The organism is Streptococcus mitis, from assembly GCF_003943905.1.
In the GTDB taxonomy this organism is placed as follows: domain Bacteria; phylum Bacillota; class Bacilli; order Lactobacillales; family Streptococcaceae; genus Streptococcus; species Streptococcus mitis_BC.
The window spans coordinates 60,545-77,363 of sequence record NZ_RJNS01000006.1; the positions used below are offsets into that span (position 1 = coordinate 60,545).

General features: G+C 40.5%; 18 protein-coding genes, 1 pseudogene and 2 riboswitches. Of the genes and pseudogenes, 1 reads left to right on the plus strand and 18 read right to left on the minus strand.

Annotation, left to right across the window (positions count from 1 at the left end):
* Position 1: 1 nt before the first annotated feature.
* The 9 genes from D8854_RS09065 to D8854_RS09105 all read right to left on the minus strand — a co-directional run bounded on the left by D8854_RS09065 (position 2) and on the right by D8854_RS09105 (position 7,742).
* Positions 2 to 1,387, minus strand: coding sequence for an ATP-binding cassette domain-containing protein (locus D8854_RS09065; RefSeq protein ID WP_125450576.1), 1,386 nt, complete (start codon positions 1,385 to 1,387; stop codon positions 2 to 4).
* Positions 1,388 to 1,948, minus strand: coding sequence for an ECF transporter S component (locus D8854_RS09070; RefSeq protein WP_033605925.1), 561 nt, complete (start codon positions 1,946 to 1,948; stop codon positions 1,388 to 1,390).
* 158 nt (positions 1,949 to 2,106) lie between these two features.
* Positions 2,107 to 2,195, minus strand: a riboswitch (TPP riboswitch).
* A gap of 213 nt (positions 2,196 to 2,408) precedes the next feature.
* Entirely contained in the window at positions 2,409 to 3,038 is a 630-nt protein-coding gene (gene thiE / locus D8854_RS09075; RefSeq protein ID WP_033605926.1) for a thiamine phosphate synthase, read from the minus strand.
* 1 nt (position 3,039) lies between these two features.
* The gene (gene thiM / locus D8854_RS09080) at positions 3,040 to 3,822 is read right to left on the minus strand and encodes a hydroxyethylthiazole kinase (RefSeq protein ID WP_185768086.1); all 783 of its coding nucleotides are present in this window, start codon (positions 3,820 to 3,822) and stop codon (positions 3,040 to 3,042) included.
* 127 nt (positions 3,823 to 3,949) lie between these two features.
* Positions 3,950 to 4,618: a TenA family protein gene (locus D8854_RS09085; RefSeq protein WP_125450578.1), complete on the minus strand. Its 669-nt coding sequence runs from the start codon at positions 4,616 to 4,618 to the stop codon at positions 3,950 to 3,952.
* Between the two features lie 215 nt (positions 4,619 to 4,833).
* A riboswitch (TPP riboswitch) is annotated at positions 4,834 to 4,922 on the minus strand.
* A 148-nt stretch (positions 4,923 to 5,070) separates the two neighbouring features.
* On the minus strand, positions 5,071 to 6,207 hold the full coding sequence (gene lctO, locus D8854_RS09090) for an L-lactate oxidase (RefSeq protein ID WP_000120723.1): 1,137 nt from the start codon (positions 6,205 to 6,207) through the stop codon (positions 5,071 to 5,073).
* A gap of 160 nt (positions 6,208 to 6,367) precedes the next feature.
* Positions 6,368 to 6,673 (minus strand): hypothetical protein, encoded by a 306-nt coding sequence (locus D8854_RS09835; RefSeq protein ID WP_162838149.1) that lies wholly within the window; start codon positions 6,671 to 6,673, stop codon positions 6,368 to 6,370.
* A 20-nt stretch (positions 6,674 to 6,693) separates the two neighbouring features.
* Positions 6,694 to 7,008 carry a hypothetical protein gene (locus tag D8854_RS09100; protein ID WP_002880183.1) on the minus strand — a complete coding sequence of 105 codons (315 nt, stop codon included), beginning with the start codon at positions 7,006 to 7,008 and terminating at the stop codon, positions 6,694 to 6,696.
* A 173-nt stretch (positions 7,009 to 7,181) separates the two neighbouring features.
* On the minus strand, positions 7,182 to 7,742 hold the full coding sequence (locus D8854_RS09105) for a TetR/AcrR family transcriptional regulator (RefSeq protein WP_033605930.1): 561 nt from the start codon (positions 7,740 to 7,742) through the stop codon (positions 7,182 to 7,184).
* 252 nt (positions 7,743 to 7,994) lie between these two features.
* Between D8854_RS09105 and D8854_RS09110 the strand changes: the two genes are divergently transcribed.
* Positions 7,995 to 8,618, plus strand: coding sequence for a cysteine hydrolase (locus tag D8854_RS09110; RefSeq protein WP_033605931.1), 624 nt, complete (start codon positions 7,995 to 7,997; stop codon positions 8,616 to 8,618).
* A gap of 50 nt (positions 8,619 to 8,668) precedes the next feature.
* Here D8854_RS09110 and pyrE read toward each other — a convergent pair whose 3' ends face one another.
* The 9 genes and pseudogenes from pyrE to D8854_RS09155 form a co-directional block, all read right to left on the minus strand.
* On the minus strand, positions 8,669 to 9,301 hold the full coding sequence (pyrE, locus tag D8854_RS09115) for an orotate phosphoribosyltransferase (protein WP_061588325.1): 633 nt from the start codon (positions 9,299 to 9,301) through the stop codon (positions 8,669 to 8,671).
* A 33-nt stretch (positions 9,302 to 9,334) separates the two neighbouring features.
* Positions 9,335 to 10,036 (minus strand): orotidine-5'-phosphate decarboxylase, encoded by a 702-nt coding sequence (gene pyrF / locus D8854_RS09120; RefSeq protein ID WP_125450579.1) that lies wholly within the window; start codon positions 10,034 to 10,036, stop codon positions 9,335 to 9,337.
* Positions 10,037 to 10,281: 245 nt separating this feature from the next.
* Positions 10,282 to 11,427, minus strand: a complete 1,146-nt coding sequence (locus D8854_RS09125; RefSeq protein WP_125450580.1) for a cell division protein FtsQ/DivIB — start codon at positions 11,425 to 11,427, stop codon at positions 10,282 to 10,284.
* A 9-nt stretch (positions 11,428 to 11,436) separates the two neighbouring features.
* Positions 11,437 to 12,495 (minus strand): UDP-N-acetylglucosamine--N-acetylmuramyl-(pentapeptide) pyrophosphoryl-undecaprenol N-acetylglucosamine transferase, encoded by a 1,059-nt coding sequence (locus tag D8854_RS09130; RefSeq protein ID WP_084947137.1) that lies wholly within the window; start codon positions 12,493 to 12,495, stop codon positions 11,437 to 11,439.
* A gap of 1 nt (position 12,496) precedes the next feature.
* A complete protein-coding gene (gene murD, locus D8854_RS09135; protein WP_084947140.1) occupies positions 12,497 to 13,849 on the minus strand; it encodes a UDP-N-acetylmuramoyl-L-alanine--D-glutamate ligase in 1,353 nt (450 codons plus the stop codon).
* A 103-nt stretch (positions 13,850 to 13,952) separates the two neighbouring features.
* Positions 13,953 to 14,129, minus strand: a pseudogene (locus D8854_RS09140) (AAA family ATPase); the annotation flags it as partial.
* 70 nt (positions 14,130 to 14,199) lie between these two features.
* On the minus strand, positions 14,200 to 14,604 hold the full coding sequence (locus tag D8854_RS09145) for a PaaI family thioesterase (RefSeq protein WP_125450581.1): 405 nt from the start codon (positions 14,602 to 14,604) through the stop codon (positions 14,200 to 14,202).
* Positions 14,605 to 14,673: 69 nt separating this feature from the next.
* Positions 14,674 to 16,161, minus strand: coding sequence for a UDP-glucose--hexose-1-phosphate uridylyltransferase (locus D8854_RS09150; RefSeq protein WP_125450582.1), 1,488 nt, complete (start codon positions 16,159 to 16,161; stop codon positions 14,674 to 14,676).
* A complete protein-coding gene (locus tag D8854_RS09155; RefSeq protein ID WP_125450583.1) occupies positions 16,158 to 16,817 on the minus strand; it encodes an HAD family hydrolase in 660 nt (219 codons plus the stop codon). The genes D8854_RS09150 and D8854_RS09155 overlap by 4 nt, the downstream gene beginning before the upstream one ends.
* Between the last annotated feature and the right edge of the window lie 2 nt (positions 16,818 to 16,819).

A 16,819-nucleotide genomic window follows, 5' to 3' on the forward strand; every position in this document is an offset into this window, starting at 1 on the left:
ACTACCTCACCTCCCCTAGAGTATCATTGTTCAGAGATGGGAGAGGTTTGCTGATGGTCACTTCTTGAAGGTGGCTGAGACCCTCACTAGTCATCTCAATCCAATAATCGACCACAGAAATCAAGGGATCTAAACGATGGCTAATGATCAAAAAACTTCTCCCTTGATTGCTCTCCTCCAACATCCACTGACAAAAGTAGTCGCAGGCTCTATCATCCAAACCAGCAAATGGTTCATCTAGCAAGATCACAGAAGCCTTGCTGATCAAGATGGTCAATAGCTGAAGAATCTTTTGCTGGCCACCACTTAATTGATAGGGACTCTTATCAAGTGCCTGCTCCAGATTAAAATATCGTAAAGCTTGGAGAATTCGCTGATTTCTTTCAGAGTCTGGACTATCTAATTGCAGTTCCTCTCTCAGACTGACTCGGATAAATTGCTTCTCAGCTTCCTGAACAACACCCGTCAAGTCACGATACAGACTCTTTTTCTTTTTCAGGATTTTCCCCTTCCAAGTAATGAGCCCTTTATACTTTTGAAATTGAAGAATAGATCGAAAGAGGGTTGATTTCCCGACACCATTGTCACCCAAGATACAGGAAATTCCTTGGTAGAATGTAAAATCCGCAATGGAAAAGAGGGGGCGATGATCCAGCTCACAAGTCACACGATCCATATGGTATAGTTCTGGACTAGAAGCAACTTCCTTTGAAGAAACCTGTATCATCTCAGAGCAAGGGATTTGAAACACTTCCCTTAGTTGACCGTCTCTTAGCTCCACCATATGGTCGATATAGACTTCATAGTCCGTTAAATCATGGTCGCACAGGATAACTGTCTTCCCATCAGAGACCAACTCTTTTAGAATCTCCAATATCTCTATCCTACTCTTGCGGTCAATGGAAGCAAAGGGTTCATCCAAGAGATAGACCCTAGGATTCATAGCAAAGAGAACAGCCAAAGCAGCCTTTTGCTTTTCCCCACCTGATAAGTGATGAATTGGACGGTGCAAAATCGCCTTGCAGCGACATTGCTGGACAACCTCTGCTATTTTAGAATCAATTTCCTGAACGGGATGGCCGATATTCTCCAGGGTAAAAATCAGCTCCTCAAACAAGTTCTCCATGGTAAATTGATGATTGGGATTTTGAAAGAGAATGCCAACCGTCTGGACACGTTTGACGATAGAAAGCTGACTGACCTCACTCCCATCTATCAAGACTTGACCACTATAAGGTAAGGAAGTGACCTGGGCAATGATTTGAAAGAGACTGGATTTTCCTGAACCACTGCTCCCAACTAACAAGGTAAAAGTTTGCTCATGAAAAGTAAAATCAATCGGTTCTGAAAAGATTGGGGATTGAATCCCTCTTAATTCCGGGCCCATCTATGCTTTTCCTCCAGTTGCAAACTGATGATAGAGTTTGACAATGGCACGAACCAAGATAGTACAGAAGAAAAAGACGGAAATAAAACGTACCACTAGCAAGGAAAGGACAAAAGGAAGGGAGAAGGCATAGTAACCTAACTTAATGTATTCATAGACAAAGCTAACAAGCGTAATCCCAATACTATTGGCAGTTAGAGAGAGCCAACTTTCATAGCGATTCTTGGTTACGATAAAACCAAGTTCACTTCCCAAACCTTGAACCAAGCCAGACAAAAGGGCACCTAGACCAAATTGGCTACCATAAAGAACTTCAGCAAGCGCAGCTAGCCCTTCTCCAATCGTTGCGCTTCCCACTCTTGGAACAAAGATGGCAGCAATGGGTGCAGCCATACACCAGAGACCAAAGAGGATTTCATTGGCAAAGGCCTGTAAACCAAGAGGTGCTAAAATCAGGGTGAGGATATCAAACAGATAGCCTGAACCCACAAAAACGCCACCAAAAAAGATAGACAAGAAAGCAAGTAAAATAACCTCTTTTAACTGCCATTTTTTCAACATAAAAAACTCCTTTTTTAAAGAAAAGTGGGGTATTCAAGGTGAGCTACCGAAAGGCTTAACGTCCAGCCTATCCTCTTTTGATAAACAAAAAAACTCCAATTACAAACGAGAATTAGAGTTTACCTTACAAGATTAGACAGTTCTTTTCGACATACGAAAAAAACCTTTTCACATTTCCCTTCGACAGTACTAACTGTATCAGGTTCAATGGGTATCATCTCAGCCTAAAGCACCCCAAATGTCTTTATTATTTAATTATATAATTATTTTAACAGACGATTTATTCTAGTTCAAGGAATTGAACTGGAAATACAGCCTTGTACTCAAAAAGACAGCAGATCTTTCTTTTGCAAAAAATAAATGACTTATTTGATGGATTAGCTATTTGAACTGAATCTGGACATATCTTTTTAGAAAAAAGAAAATCCTACTCCCTCAGAATCCAAGGAAAAATTGATGCCTATTGTTCACTCATTTCCCGAACAGTTTTTTCTATATTTTTTGCATACGATATTGCTGAAATGATTGAAACGCCGTCAACATTGGTCTTCATAATATCTTTAATATGTTGCGTCTGTATCCCACCAATTGCAACTAAGGGAATTTGTGGCAATAGTTTTCTCATCAATTTAAGACCTTCATAACCTATAGCACCACCAGCATCATCTTTTGACTGGGTATCAAATACAGGACCAACACCAACATAATCTACATATTCAACTTTTGATTGTTGAAATTCTTCCTCGTTTTTTATAGAAAGACCAATTATTTTATCTGGCATCAATTTTCTAATTTCATCAACACCAAGATCATCCTGTCCTACATGTACACCATCAGCATCAATTTCCATTGCCAAATCAATATCATCATTAACAATAAACGGAACATTGTATTTTTTACAAAGATCCTGTAGTTTAATTGCTAATTCGACTTTTTCTTTACCTTCTAAGGCTCCCTCACCTTTTTCACGGAATTGAAATAAGGTTATACCACCTTTTAAGGCTTCCTCAACGACTCTATATATATCTTTTCCTTGGCAAGTAGTCGTTCCACAAATAAAATATAGTTTTAGTAATTCTTTATGAAACATCTTACTTCACTCTTTTGAATTCCTTTACATCTTCGTCTGTAATCTCGTATAAGGCATTTATAAATTCAACTTTAAATGTTCCAGGAAGATGCCCATTTGGACGTTTTTCTGCCATTTCTCCAGCGATATTGTAAACCAACATTGCTGTTTCTAATGATTTCAATTCTTGACCTTTTTCAAGTCCGATAAAGCTTGCTACTACAGCACCTAATAAGCATCCTGTCCCAATAACTTTTGGCATCATGGCACTACCATTATGAATCGTTACAACTTCTCCATTAACCGCAATGGCATCCACTTCACCTGTTACTACTATTGGAATATTGAACTTTTTATTTGCTGCTAGAGCAATTTCATCAATATTATCTATGCCTGCACTATCTACTCCTTTAGATGCCACATTTATTCCTACTAAAGAGGCAATCTCGCCAGCATTTCCCCTAATCGCTGCCAGTTTGTAATTATTGATTAGATCATCTGCTACTTTTTTTCTATATTCTCCTGCTCCACAGGCTACAGGATCTAAAACTGCAGGAACATTATATTTTTCAGCAATTTTTAGTGCCTCTTGGTACAGCTTCCAATTATTATCCGTTAAAGTCCCAATGTTAATCAATAATCCTCCAGCATATTTTAATAGATCTTCTAAGTCTGCTGGGTACTCGCTCATAGCTGGTGAGGCACCCAGTGCTACTAATCCATTTGCTGTAAAGTTTTTTACAACATCATTGGTGATACAGATTACTAATGGTGCTTTTTCTTTTAATAATTTTAAACTTGTCATATTGAAATCCTTCCTTTTCACTTTATACGATCTACTGATTTCGATTTATCTCTATCTTTCGTTAAGAAATTTTTCAGTTACATTGAATGATTTACCTCATCAAATTTGTCAGTATCCTGAACTTTCCCTAAGCATCATAACCAATATCAAAAAAGGCTAATTCTAAAGCGACTGCTTGGTTCCAGCGTTGCTTAAGTTCTGTCAAATCTTCTCGACCTTTTCCGACACGATTGAGTTCGTCAACCAGAAATTGAACCCACTCTGCAAAGAAAGGACCTCTGTGGAGATTAATCCATTCCGAATGAATATAGGCTTCAGGTAGAGCCAAATCTTTAGAACCCCAGTCTAAATAGAGACCTTCTCCAATGACCAGCATGACTAAAAGATGGGCATAGTCTGATGATGATACAGCAGAATACATAAGCTCCTGAAAGGCTTTTGTTACAGGATGCAAGGTCACTTCCAGATAGTCATTCTCAGATACTTTTAAATCTTTGAAAGCTTTTTGGAAATAACCGTCTTCATCTGCTTCAAGAAAGCCTAGTTGCTTGGCAAAACGAAGCTTGGATTCAAGCTGGTCTGCGTGGGCTACGCAAGCACCCAGCATGGATAAGAAGGCATCAAAGAAGTGATAATCTTGAATTAGGTAGTCTTTTAAGACCTTATTCTCAATTGTCCCCGCAAAAAGTTCCTTAACAAAACGATGATTGATTGCAGCCTGCCAATCCTTCTGACTGCTTTTTAATAATTCTCCAACAGTCAAACCTGGCTGAAATGCATAGTCTTGTCTTTCCATATTTACTTTTCCTCTCTTTACTCGTTCGTAATCAACAAAACATCAAGAAAATCCTAGTTTTACTTGACCTTTTTAAAGAAAATCAAGGGCGTTCAAGAAAAGCTACCTAAATGCTTTGTATCACCTTCATCCAGTTTATATAAACAAAAAAACTCCAATTACAATCAAGAATTAGAGTTTAGCTTACAAGATTAGATCGTTCATTTCGCCATACGAAAAAACGTTTCACATTTCCCTTCGCCAGTCTTAACTGTATCAGGTTCAATGGGTATCATCTCAGCCTAAAGCACCCCAAATGTCTTTATTATTTAATTACTGCACCAGTATAGCAAAAAATGAAAGCCCTAGCAAGATATTTGACTGAAAAATATATTTATATAGATTTCAATGGTGATTTATTCTTCCTATAGACGAAGAAAAACCTCCACATCAAGTGGAGGCAAGCTATTTTATCAATACAATTTTAAGTCACGAGGGTCAACTGGGAAGGTTGGATTGTATGGGTTGTGACGGAGTTTGAAGTGTTTGACATCTTCAATAGTCTGAGTTCCAGATAACTGCATAACTGTCTTCAATTCTGCATTCAAGTGTTCAAAGACTTGACGCACACCAACACTACCGCCGAGAGCCAAGCCATAGATAACCGGGCGGCCAATAGCTACCAAGTCTGCTCCTGAAGCCAAGGCTTTAAAGACGTGTTGGCCACGACGAATACCAGAGTCAAAGACAATTGGTACGCGTTTGTCAACTGCTTCTGCTACTTCTTGAAGTGAGTCAAAGGCAGCTGGCCCACCGTCGATTTGACGGCCACCATGGTTGGTTACCCAGATACCAGAAGCTCCAGCAGCAAGCGAACGTTCAACGTCCTCACGGCATTGTGGCCCCTTGACATAAACAGGAAGTCCTGAGTATTCAGCGATAAATTCTACATCTCGTGGAGATAGGCGCTGTTTAGCTGATTTGTAAACAAAGTCCATTGATTTACCAGCACCTTCTGGCAGGTATTCTTCAACAATCGGCATGCCAACTGGGAAGACAAAACCATTACGCTTATCGACCTCACGATTGCCCCCTACCGTAGCATCAGCCGTCAAGACAATCGCTTTATAACCTTCAGCCTTCACACGGTCCATGATGTGGCGATTGATACCATCATCTTTACTAAAGTAAAACTGGAACCAATGAGGTGTCCCTTGAAGGGCTTCCGTAATTTCTGGAAGGTCGACAGTAGAGTAAGAGCTGGTTGTATAGAGAGAACCAAACTCATGCACACCACGCGCAGTCGCCACTTCACCCTGTTCATTTGCCAATTTATGAGCCGCAACAGGCGCCATAATGATTGGTGAAGACAATTTTTCGCCTGCAAATTCAATCTCTGTACTTGGATTTTCTACATTGCAAAGTGTATGAGGAACGATGAGTTTGTGGTTAAAGGCACGAATATTCTCACGCAAAGTGAAAGTATCCTCCGCCCCACTAGCGATATAGCCAAATGCTGCTTTAGGAATAACTTGTTGCGCCATTGGCTCCAAATCATAGGTATTGATGAAATCTACATGACCTTCTGCATTGCTTGTTTTGTATGACATAAAATGTCCTCCTTGATAAGTAAGCGTTTACTTTGTATATTACAAAAAATATTCTAACTCTTTTTTCAAAATTTTTCAAATATTTTGTTTGGAAATTTCATGCTTTCAATCATTTTACAGAGATAATTAAAAATGATGAACTTTCTTAAGTTATGGAAATTCAAATAATCTTTTCATTTTCTAATACTTTATCATCAAATTGTTCAGCTAGTATAGTTGCTGAGTGATAAAGTTCCTTTGCTTTATTTTTATCATTTTCAAAATAAAGATAGCACTTAGCTTCAAATACTGAAATTCCAGATTTATAGACTTGCAACATTGTTACTGATAAAATTTCATTCATCTTTTTTACTAGAGATATCATATGCTTATAGTCACTATGAACAACATAAACACCCGCTATGGCACAAAGAACTGATAGTAGCTCTACATTATACATTTCATCACTAACTAATTGCTGTTTCAACAACTTAATCCGAAAATCATCTAATGCTCTCTTCTATAAATCAAGTCTTGACATTGCATAGCAAAATAATCAATTAATAGTAAATCATTGAATGTGTAAACTTGCTTTAGTGTTACTTGCTTAAAATAATCATCAAAAATATCTTCAGCGAAACTACCTGTCCCTGTCCTTATCAAGTCTAATATTCTTTCAATCAAGTCTAGACTCAGCAACTCTTCCTCAGGAAGAGCTAGTTCTTTATTTTCAAGAAAAGTATCTATCGGAACTTCTAATCGCTTAGATAAATATTGTAACTTAGTAATTGTTGGCAAGGATTGCCCAAGCTCAGTACGCATCAGCTGTTTGATTATTAAGTCAGCTTCTGTCCACAGACCTCTTCTCTCGTCAATTTGTGACGTTCATGTTCCTGTCTTACTCTATGACCAATTTCAGTTTTAATATCTGTTGTCATTCTTACCTCTTAACCACAATCCATAAATTAACATACTTTTAATTCTTCGGCTAAAAATTAACAATAATTCTTTTTCAAATCCGTCATATTATTTTCCAAAACTTGGATGTCTTGGCTGACTTTGAGAATGACAATGCTTCCTTGAATACTGGAGATGACTTGACGGGCCTGCAACTGCGCCCGCTCTTCTGACCAGTCAGCATGCAGGTCTTGCAAGAGGCTGGCTAACTTCTCTGTCCACTGGGTCATAAAATCATTGAGAGGAAAGCGGAAGTTCTCATCTTCTGTGGACAATTCCACAATCAGATTACCAATTGGGCAACCATAAAAGACCGTCTGACTTTCATGAAATTGACAAACCCAGTCAATCATATCCGAAAACTTGTCACTGTCAGACTTGTCTGCTTCAAAAATATCTTCAAAAAGCTCTTTTCGCCAATTTGCTAAAATATCTTGAATGACCGTCAAACCAATTTCCTTCTTAGATTTGAAATAATAATAAAGCTGCCCCTTGCCAACATCAGCTGCCTCCATGATGTCACTGATGGAGGTGGCCACATAACCCTTCTGATAAATCAATTTCTCAGCACTTTGTAAAATACGCTCTTTAACACTCATCTGCTCACCTCTCTTTTTCCTATTATAGCAGATTCAGAGCCTGAAACCAAACAATTGAAACCACCTCCTTTTGCCACTGTTTTATCATTAAAATTTTTGTTCTGAGCAAATTAATTTACAAATTCAATTTTAGATGTTATTATAATTGTACCGAATGGTCAGTATATAACTAAAACTACCATTTGGAAAATCATCAAACTAACAGTCTAAATTCCTATTGGCTGTTAATCAAATCATATTAGGAGGAACCTCATGTTCAATCAGAAAAATGTCGCATTTGTTATCACAGACCCACAAGTTGAATTCCTAAAACATACTGGTAAAGGATTCGGAGCAACTAAAGACGTTCTTGAAAAAGTTAATACTATTGAAAATCTGACAAAGCTTTTCGCTCTTGCTCAAGAGCGTGGCTACAAGCGTTTTATCTCACCGCACTACTTCTATCCACACGATCACAAGTGGCAATTTAAAGCTGCTGGTGAAACGATGATGATTGAAAACGAAATGTTTTGGCGTGATAGCCAGTATTCAGCAATTCCAGAAGGCTCTGGAGCAGATATGATTGAAGAGATTAAACCATTTTTGGATGAAGATACTATTGTTGTCAACGGACATAAAATCTTTGGCCCAGAAAGCAACGACCTTAACCTTCAACTCCGCAAAAATGGTATCGACACCGTCATCTTGGCTGGTATGAATGCTAATCTCTGCGTGGATTCACATATGCGTGAACTCATAGAATTAGGCTACAATGTCATTGTTGTTAACGATGCTGTCGGTGCTCCAGGTGAAGAAGCCTACCAAGCTGCCCTGACAAACTATGGCTACATTGCCAACCAAGTTTTGACAACTGAGGAAGTTATCGCTCAACTTTAGTATTAAAAACAAAATCAGGTAATCCTAGCGACTACCTGATTTTCTATGTTTTAAGCGTTTTGCCAATTTTCTTGGTCTTCTTTAAAGCGTTTTAGAAGGTCGAGTCCTTCTGGTGTGATATATCCTTCTTCTTGGGCTAGGTGAATGAGTTCACTGTAGTTCGAAAGCGTCACAAGTTTGACACCTGCATCTGAGAAGTTCTTATCTGCTTTTGGCAATTGATAACTGAAAATCGCTACAACTCCAAGCACATCTGCTCCTTCTCGTTTAGCGGCCGCTACTGCTTCAAGAACAGAACCACCTGTTGAAATAAGGTCTTCAACCACTACCATTTTTTGCCCTTGAGCTACACGGCCTTCAATTTGATTACCAGCTCCGTGGTCTTTTGGTTTGCTACGGATGTAGGCAAAAGGCAAGTTCATCTTATCAGCAATGATAGCTCCGTGTGGAATCCCTGCTGTCGCAGTTCCTGCAATCACTTCTACCTCAGGAAAAGTTTCTTTGATAGCTTCCACAAAGCCATTTTCAATTAGGGTACGAGTTTCTGGATAGGCTAATGTCACACGATTATCAGTGTAAATCGGTGACTTGATACCAGATGCCCAAGTGAAAGGCTCCTCTGGTTTGAGGTAAACGGCTTGGATTTTCAAGAGGTGGCTAGCGATATCTTTAGCAAGTGTCATGGTATTCTCCTTTTATTTTTATAATCTATTTCTTTAATTTCTGTCTTGGTTCCATTCATCCTTGATAGCATGATAAGCTACAACAGGATCCTCAGCTTGGGTAATAGGACGTCCCACTACGATATAGTCACTACCGATTTGATAGGCGTCCGCTGGCGTCATGACACGTTTTTGGTCTCCTACCGCAGCTCCCGCTGGACGAATTCCCGGTGTCAAACAGATAAAATCTTTGCTTGTTGCTTCTTTGATAAGCTTGACTTCCTGAGCTGAGCAAACGACACCGTCCAAGCCCGCTTCAGCTGTCTTCTTGGCATAGTGAATGACCGATTCTTGAAGACTGGTTTGGATATTTTGAAAGTCTCTCATTTGTTCTTCAGAAGTTGAAGTCAATTGAGTGACAGCAATCAATTTTGCTTCTTTTCCAAGACCTTCACGCGCAGCCTTCATCATCTCTACACCCCCAGCAGCATGAACATTGGTCATGTCTACACCAAGCTGAGATAAGACCTTCATAGCAGATTTGACTGTATTTGGAATGTCATGTAGCTTAAGGTCCAAAAAGACACTATGCCCCAGTGACTTCAAATAACGGACAACTTCTGGACCTTCCGCATAATAAAGCTCCATCCCTACTTTTAGATAAAGACTTTCTTCTACTGGGAAAAGAGATAAAAATTCCTTGACCGCCTCAAAACTAGGAAAATCAAGAGCAATAACTGGACGATGTTCACGCATACTTTTCTCCTTTTACCTTTGCGAGCAAGAGAGTATGGTCAAAAACAAACCACGAAAAAAGGAACCTGCCAACAGCAAGGTTCCACGAAAAATGGGTAGTCTCCACCCTTTCACCGTCTAACCTTAGCTGCCTCTCTGGACTGCTTTAAAGGTTTTTTTCTATTCTATTATTTATAGTAGGACTTGTCAAGCAAAAACTCGAAACTGGACTTCTATACCATTCAAAATCAAGAGGAAAAGTTAGTCTAACGACTCTGTGATTGCTGGCTCGTTTGACTTCCCTGTTCTTCTTGTTTTTTCTTTTCTTCTTCCTGTTTTTTCTTCTCAGCTTCCTTGGCCTCTTGTTTGGCTTTTTCCTCAGCCTCTTCTATCAATTTATCCGCTATGGTATAGCTGTATGCTCCAGCCTCCATATCGACTACACTCGGTTCTGTCAATTGTGGCTTGATTTTGCTGTAATAAGGCAATTTCTTGCTCAATTCTGACAAGGGAACCAAAATCTCATCTGTGTCCAGCATAGTAATTTTTAAAAGATCTGCTGTTGCCTTGCTCGGAGCTAATTCGATTTTCTGGATTTGACTCTTGATATCCTCACTGATAGTAGATAATCCTGTGATCAGCTCTTTCACCTGCTGCTCATCATTAAAGGTAACTGTCAGATAAGTCTCAGGCAAGTTTAAGCGATTTACAGGAGTTGACTCAACCCTACCACTAGAAAGAATTGGATAATACTCTTCACCAGACACATAATAACCGACAATATCAAACTCCTTAACCTCAATCGTAAAGTTAGTCGGAAATTGATAGTTAATCTTCGCCGATTCTATCCAATGATTGGACTTGATTCGCTCAGCGTATGTTTCCTTATCCAACAATAGAGCTAAAGTATAGTCACTATCTTGAATTCCAGAAGCCTGTTTGATGTCATCCGCCTGCGTGTTACTATTTCCCTTAACCTCGATATTTTTGATGGTCGAAAGTGGAGTCAACAGATAGACTGAAAAAAGGAGGACTAGGACACTCGGTACCAAGATACTCACAGCTCGCCAAATATGAACAGGCGCAATTTTAGGTTTGGCTGGTTTCTCTGTTTTTTCTTTTTTCTTCTCTTTTTCTTCTTTGACTTTAGAATCATCCTTTTGAGATTTTTCTTCTTTTTCGGATGGTTCCTTGCTTGGACTTGTAGCTTCCTCGTCTGACTCACTCGATGATTTTTTGACTTCTTCTAGTAGTTTCGAGCTAGCTTCCTTTCGAGCTTGTTTTTCCTTTTCCTTCTCTTCAGCTAGGGCAGCTTCTTCCTCAGCCTTCTTCTTAAGGTATTCCTGGTTTCGTTTCTGCCATTCAGACAATTCTTGCTTCTGGTTTGATTCTTTTTTCTTATCCTTTGACATTGGTTTTCCTTATGCTAGGTCTTTTCTTAATAGATCGTAAAAATCCTCAAGAGATTTCAATTCAGTCGAAGCTTTCATGCTAGCTTGGTATTGGTCCTTGTGACTAAGCAAGTGACAAAGTTTCTCCTCCAAGCTTTCCAAGGTCAGGTCACTTTCTTGAAGTTCTTCTGCGTAGCCTTTCTTAACAAAGTAGGCTGCATTTTCAATCTGATCTCCTCGACTTGCTTCACGACCCAATGGTACGATAAGATGGAGTTTCGCCATGGCCAAGAGCTCAAAAATCGTATTGGCACCACCACGCGTTACCACCACATCTGCCATCTCCATCAAGGGTTGATAGAGATCCGTCACATAGTCAACACGAAAGAGATTTTGACTCAACTCATTGAGGCTTGAATCTCCAGTGAGATTGATAATATTGTAGCGTTCTGTCAGTTCTTGCTTATGATCAGTCACCAATTGGTTAAAGACACGAGCTCCTGCAGAACCACCGACAAACAATACAGTTGGCAATTTAGGATCAAAGTGGGTTTGGATATCCACCAATTCATCTGGTTCAGGAATTTTTTGGTCTGAGACCTTGGTCACAGCCCCCACATGCTCGACCTTTACGAGACCAGCAGCCTGCTCAAAGGTTGAATACATCTTAGTCGCAAATTTATAGGCAATTTTATTGGCCAAGCCCATAGACAGGTCCGATTCGTGAATAAAGACAGGCACTCCTGACACTCGCGCTGCTATAACCGGCGGTACAGAGACAAATCCTCCCTTAGAAAAAAGAGCCTGTGGACGCAGTCGTAACATGATAAAGAGGGATTGGACAATTCCCCAACCAACTTTAAACACGTCCAGCATATTTTGCCAAGAGAAATAGCGACGCAACTTCCCAGTCGCAATGGAGTGGAAGGTCACATTCAAGCCTGACTTGAGAATTTCTTGGTGTTCGATTCCGTGTTTATCCCCGATATAATGAACTTCCCAGCCGTCTTCGATGAACTTAGGCATTAACAAAAGGTTGAGAGTGACATGTCCAACCGTCCCCCCACCTGTAAAGACAATTTTTTTCATATTATTCCTTTAACTCCGCTACTGTGTCGATAAAGAGGTCGCCACGTACTTCAAAGTTAGCATACATATCCCAGCTAGCATTGGCAGGACTGAGGAGAACCACGTCTCCTTGAGTCGCAAGCTCATAGGCCTTGCGGGTCGCATCTGCAATATCTATCGCATCTACATAAGCCACACCAGCCTTATCTGCTGCCCGTTTGACACGTTCTGCAGACTGACCGAGGATGACCATCTTCTTGAGGCCAGTGATATCTGGCACCAGCTCGTCAAATTCATTTCCACGGTCCAAACCACCTGCAATCAAGATAACCTTACTATTGTCAAATCCTGACAAGGCTTTTTGAGTTGCCAAGATATTAGTTGACTTGCTATCATTATAGAATTTGACACCCTGAATTTCATCCACAAATTGGAGACGGTGTTTCACACCACCAAAAGCTGACAAGACTTCTTTGATGGTTTGATTGTCCACACCACGAAGCTTGGCTACAGCAATAGTAGCAAGGGCATTTTCTACATTGTGGCTACCTGGAACACCGATTTCACTAGCTGCCATGACCACTTCCCCACGGAAGTAGAGTTGACCATCTTCCAGATAAGCTCCATCAACCTTTTCAAGTGTTGAAAATGGAACAACAGTGGCTTGTGTTTTAGTAGCCAATTCTTTTGCCAAATCTTGGTTAAAGTTCAAAACAAGAAAATCAGCTGCTGTCATCTTGTTCTGGATATTCCACTTAGCTGCTACATATTCCTCAAAAGAACCATGGTAGTCGATATGAGTGGGCATAAGGTTGGTAATGACCGCAATCTCAGGATGGAATTCTTGAACACCCATCAGTTGGAAAGAAGAAAGTTCCATGACAAGCGTGTCCTTGACTGTCGCAGTTTGAGCCACTTGACTTGCAGGATAGCCGATATTCCCTGATAAGAGACCATGTTGACCGGCAGCAGTTAAAACTTCCCCAATCATCGTCGTTGTGGTTGTTTTCCCATTTGAACCAGTGATACCGATAATCGGCGCTTCTGAGATCAAGTAAGCCAACTCCACCTCAGTCAAGACTGGAATCCCCTTTGCCAAAGCCTTTTCAATCATGGGATTGCTATAAGGAATCCCTGGATTTTTCACCATCAGAGCAAACTCTTCATCCAAGAGCTCCAAAGGATGCCCACCAGTGACAACCTTGATTCCCTCTTCTAGCAAACTTTGTGCAGCAGGATTTTCCTCAAAAGGCTTGCCGTCATTTACTGTCACAATAGCTCCCAGCTTGTCCAACAAACGGGCCGCAGACTCACCAGACTTAGCCAAACCTAAAACAAGGACTTTCTTATTTTTAAATTGATCGATTACTTTCATGTCTCAAACTCCATTTCTACTCCTACTATTTTACCATTTTTACGGAAATAAAAAAGCCACAAAGTGAATTTGTGACCCTTTCTTCTGACTTAATGTTCTCTTATCATCGATGAGATAAATCGGTAACTCGAATGACTTGGTCCACTTGCTCCCAAATCAGAGGATTGTGGGTCGCAATAATAATCGTTCGATTCGGATTTTTTAATGATTCTAGGATAGAAAGTAATTCCTCAGAGTTTTTGGGGTCTAGTGAAGCGGTTGGTTCATCTGCGAGAATCAAAACTAACCTGCACTCCAAAAGTTCGACAAAAAATATCTAACCCTTAGAGTGCAGGTCAACTCTCAGTACTTTATATCCCTACCTGTCTTTCTGCTGACCGCTGGCCTGTGACAAACATGGTAAAGGTGGCTTTGCAGACATTTCTGCCTTCTTGATTGGTGATATCCACATCCACGACACAGGTTGTGCGACCTTGGTGGACACATTCTCCTTTAATGGTCAACACGTCGTCGAGTTTTCCAGCCTTGAGGTAGTTGATAGAGGAATGAAGCGTCACTCCATCAAGCCCCAGCGAGATAACCACTAGACCACTAATCTGGTCACAAAGGGTGAAGAGATAGCCTCCATGGGCATTGCCATAGTAATTGAGCGACGAGTCCACTACTTTTGTCGTCACCACAACATGACCGTCTCTCATTTTTTCTATTTCGTAATTTTCAAAAGCAGATATAGCGTCAAAATGAAAATCTTTCATCGTTTCCTCCTGATAGTTCAAACGACACTATGATACTACTTTTTATAGGACTGTGCAAGGAGAAAGCTCCTAGTCTGGTAAAATTCCGACCTGTTCTACAAAACGCATAAAAGCTGCCTGTCCTTGTTCCGTCTGCTTGTAAACCCCCGCGTCCTCCAAAACACGTGTAAAGATAGCACCTACAGATTCCTTGACAATTTCAAGGGCTTTTTCTTTATCTTTTAGGTCTGGATGTTGAGCTCTGAGCTGGTCTGCCCATTCCTGATGATAATAGGCAACTATATCACCATCTCCCACGAGGTAGCTGGCAACTTGCTCCACTTCCGCTTTCAGACGTGGTGGCAGGATAGCCAAGCCCATGACCTCAATCAAGCCGATATTTTCCTTCTTGATATGTTGGACATCCTTGTGGGGATGATAGATGCCATCAGGATGCTCTGGCGATGTCTGATTGTCTCGCAAGACCAAGTCCAACTCAAACTGTCCATCGCGTTTACGAGCAATGGGTGTGATGGTGTGATGCGGTATCCCATCTGTCTCTGCTACAATCTGCACTGCAGGGTCTGAATATTGCCGCCATTCCTGCAAAATCTTATCAGCCAAGTTGATCAAATCCTCTTTGGAATCCGAAGTCAAACGTAGCACTGACATAGGCCACTTGACAATCCCAGCCTTGACCTGCTCAAATCCATCAAAACAGAAAGTCTTTTGCAGAGGAGCCAATTCCATAGGAAACACGTGGCGGCCTCCCTGATAGTGGTCATGAGTTAGAATAGACCCCCCCACAATCGGCAGGTCGGCATTAGAGCCCGCAAAATAGCCTGGAAACTGCTCTACAATCGCCAGCAGGCGCTCAAAACTCTGACGACTAATGGCCATGGGACTGTGCTGGCCGTCTAAGAAAATACAGTGCTCATTAAAATAAGCATAGGGCGAATACTGGAAACCCCACTCCTGACCGGTCATTTCAAAACGGATAATTCGGTGGTTACTACGAGCTGGATGGTTAACCCGACCATGGTAGCCTTCATTCTCTAGACAGAGTTGACACTGTGGGTAATTGCTAGCTTGAACCAACTTAGCCGCCGCAATCTCTTTTGGATCCTTTTCAGGTTTAGAGAGATTGATGGTAATCTCAAGTTCTCCATAGTCAGATGGAACGCGATAAGCGATATTCTTAGAAATAGCCTTGAGCTTGATGTAGTCATTTTTCTGGCTGAGCTGGTAAAAATCCCCTATCGCCTGCTCAGGAGAGTGAGCATAGGTTGTCCAAAAGTCACGATTAACCTGACTTGGACAAGGAGTTACCAAGTCCATCAGTTCAGAACCGAGGATTTCACGCGCAGTCTGACTGTCCTCAATCGTCTCTAATCGAACCGCCTCCTCGACCAGCTGGTCCTTGAGGTCAATCAAATCCTCCAGATTCGTCTCAACTTCCAAAACACCATCTCCCACTCGAGCCAAAACACGATTGCTTAGGTAGATTCGATCCATTTCCGCAAATGAACTTTCAGCAATGACTTCCGTGATAAATGCATCTAGAATTCCCTGACTCATTGATTCTCCTTCTTACTTTCTAAATAGTCTCTGACAGCATCTAAATCCTGAAAAACTTGTTCTGTTTTATTTAAGAAAGACTGTGCTGGCATTTTCAAGTCTGGAATACAAATAACTGGTATCCCAGCTCTATACGCTGCTTCAATCCCTGCTTCACTATCCTCTAATACTAAGCAATTCTCTGGTAAAACATTCAAATCACTACAGGCCTTTAAAAATATATCAGGGTAAGGTTTGCTTCGCTTTACATCTTTTGCAAAAACTAGATGGTCAAATAAGGACAGTATACCATTGCTATCCAAAATCATTCTAGCTCTAGATTCAACACTTGAAGTTGCTAGAGCGATTGGAATACCTTCTCTTTGCAAAAAAGCAAGCAAATTTTTAGCACCTTTTTTTAAATTTACACCTTTGACCAATATTCGAGCTTCCAGTTCATAAACTTTTTCCAAGGTTTGGTCAAAGTTCCAAGGTAAATCATAGGTATCTAAAAATCGTTGAACATTCTCCTCTTCCCTATGTCCACTGTATTCTCTAGAATATGTTTCTTCTGTGAAAGAAATTCCAAAATCCTCAAGCAATTCTTGATAAACTTTTAGAGAAATGATCTCAGTATCAGCTAATAAGCCATCTAAATCAAATATTACAGCTTCCATAT

What these genes read in the sequence shown, in the direction of transcription:
- D8854_RS09065 (WP_125450576.1), bottom strand. Translation starts at nt 1,387, where the DNA reads ATGGGCCCGGAATTAAGAGGGATTCAATCCCCAATCTTTTCAGAACCG.
- D8854_RS09070 (WP_033605925.1), bottom strand. Translation starts at nt 1,948, where the DNA reads ATGTTGAAAAAATGGCAGTTAAAAGAGGTTATTTTACTTGCTTTCTTG.
- thiE (WP_033605926.1), bottom strand. Translation starts at nt 3,038, where the DNA reads ATGTTTCATAAAGAATTACTAAAACTATATTTTATTTGTGGAACGACT.
- thiM (WP_185768086.1), bottom strand. Translation starts at nt 3,822, where the DNA reads ATGACAAGTTTAAAATTATTAAAAGAAAAAGCACCATTAGTAATCTGT.
- D8854_RS09085 (WP_125450578.1), bottom strand. Translation starts at nt 4,618, where the DNA reads ATGGAAAGACAAGACTATGCATTTCAGCCAGGTTTGACTGTTGGAGAA.
- lctO (WP_000120723.1), bottom strand. Translation starts at nt 6,207, where the DNA reads ATGTCATACAAAACAAGCAATGCAGAAGGTCATGTAGATTTCATCAAT.
- D8854_RS09100 (WP_002880183.1), bottom strand. Translation starts at nt 7,008, where the DNA reads ATGCGTACTGAGCTTGGGCAATCCTTGCCAACAATTACTAAGTTACAA.
- D8854_RS09105 (WP_033605930.1), bottom strand. Translation starts at nt 7,742, where the DNA reads ATGAGTGTTAAAGAGCGTATTTTACAAAGTGCTGAGAAATTGATTTAT.
- D8854_RS09110 (WP_033605931.1), top strand. Translation starts at nt 7,995, where the DNA reads ATGTTCAATCAGAAAAATGTCGCATTTGTTATCACAGACCCACAAGTT.
- pyrE (WP_061588325.1), bottom strand. Translation starts at nt 9,301, where the DNA reads ATGACACTTGCTAAAGATATCGCTAGCCACCTCTTGAAAATCCAAGCC.
- pyrF (WP_125450579.1), bottom strand. Translation starts at nt 10,036, where the DNA reads ATGCGTGAACATCGTCCAGTTATTGCTCTTGATTTTCCTAGTTTTGAG.
- D8854_RS09125 (WP_125450580.1), bottom strand. Translation starts at nt 11,427, where the DNA reads ATGTCAAAGGATAAGAAAAAAGAATCAAACCAGAAGCAAGAATTGTCT.
- D8854_RS09130 (WP_084947137.1), bottom strand. Translation starts at nt 12,495, where the DNA reads ATGAAAAAAATTGTCTTTACAGGTGGGGGGACGGTTGGACATGTCACT.
- murD (WP_084947140.1), bottom strand. Translation starts at nt 13,849, where the DNA reads ATGAAAGTAATCGATCAATTTAAAAATAAGAAAGTCCTTGTTTTAGGT.
- D8854_RS09145 (WP_125450581.1), bottom strand. Translation starts at nt 14,604, where the DNA reads ATGAAAGATTTTCATTTTGACGCTATATCTGCTTTTGAAAATTACGAA.
- D8854_RS09150 (WP_125450582.1), bottom strand. Translation starts at nt 16,161, where the DNA reads ATGAGTCAGGGAATTCTAGATGCATTTATCACGGAAGTCATTGCTGAA.
- D8854_RS09155 (WP_125450583.1), bottom strand. Translation starts at nt 16,817, where the DNA reads ATGGAAGCTGTAATATTTGATTTAGATGGCTTATTAGCTGATACTGAG.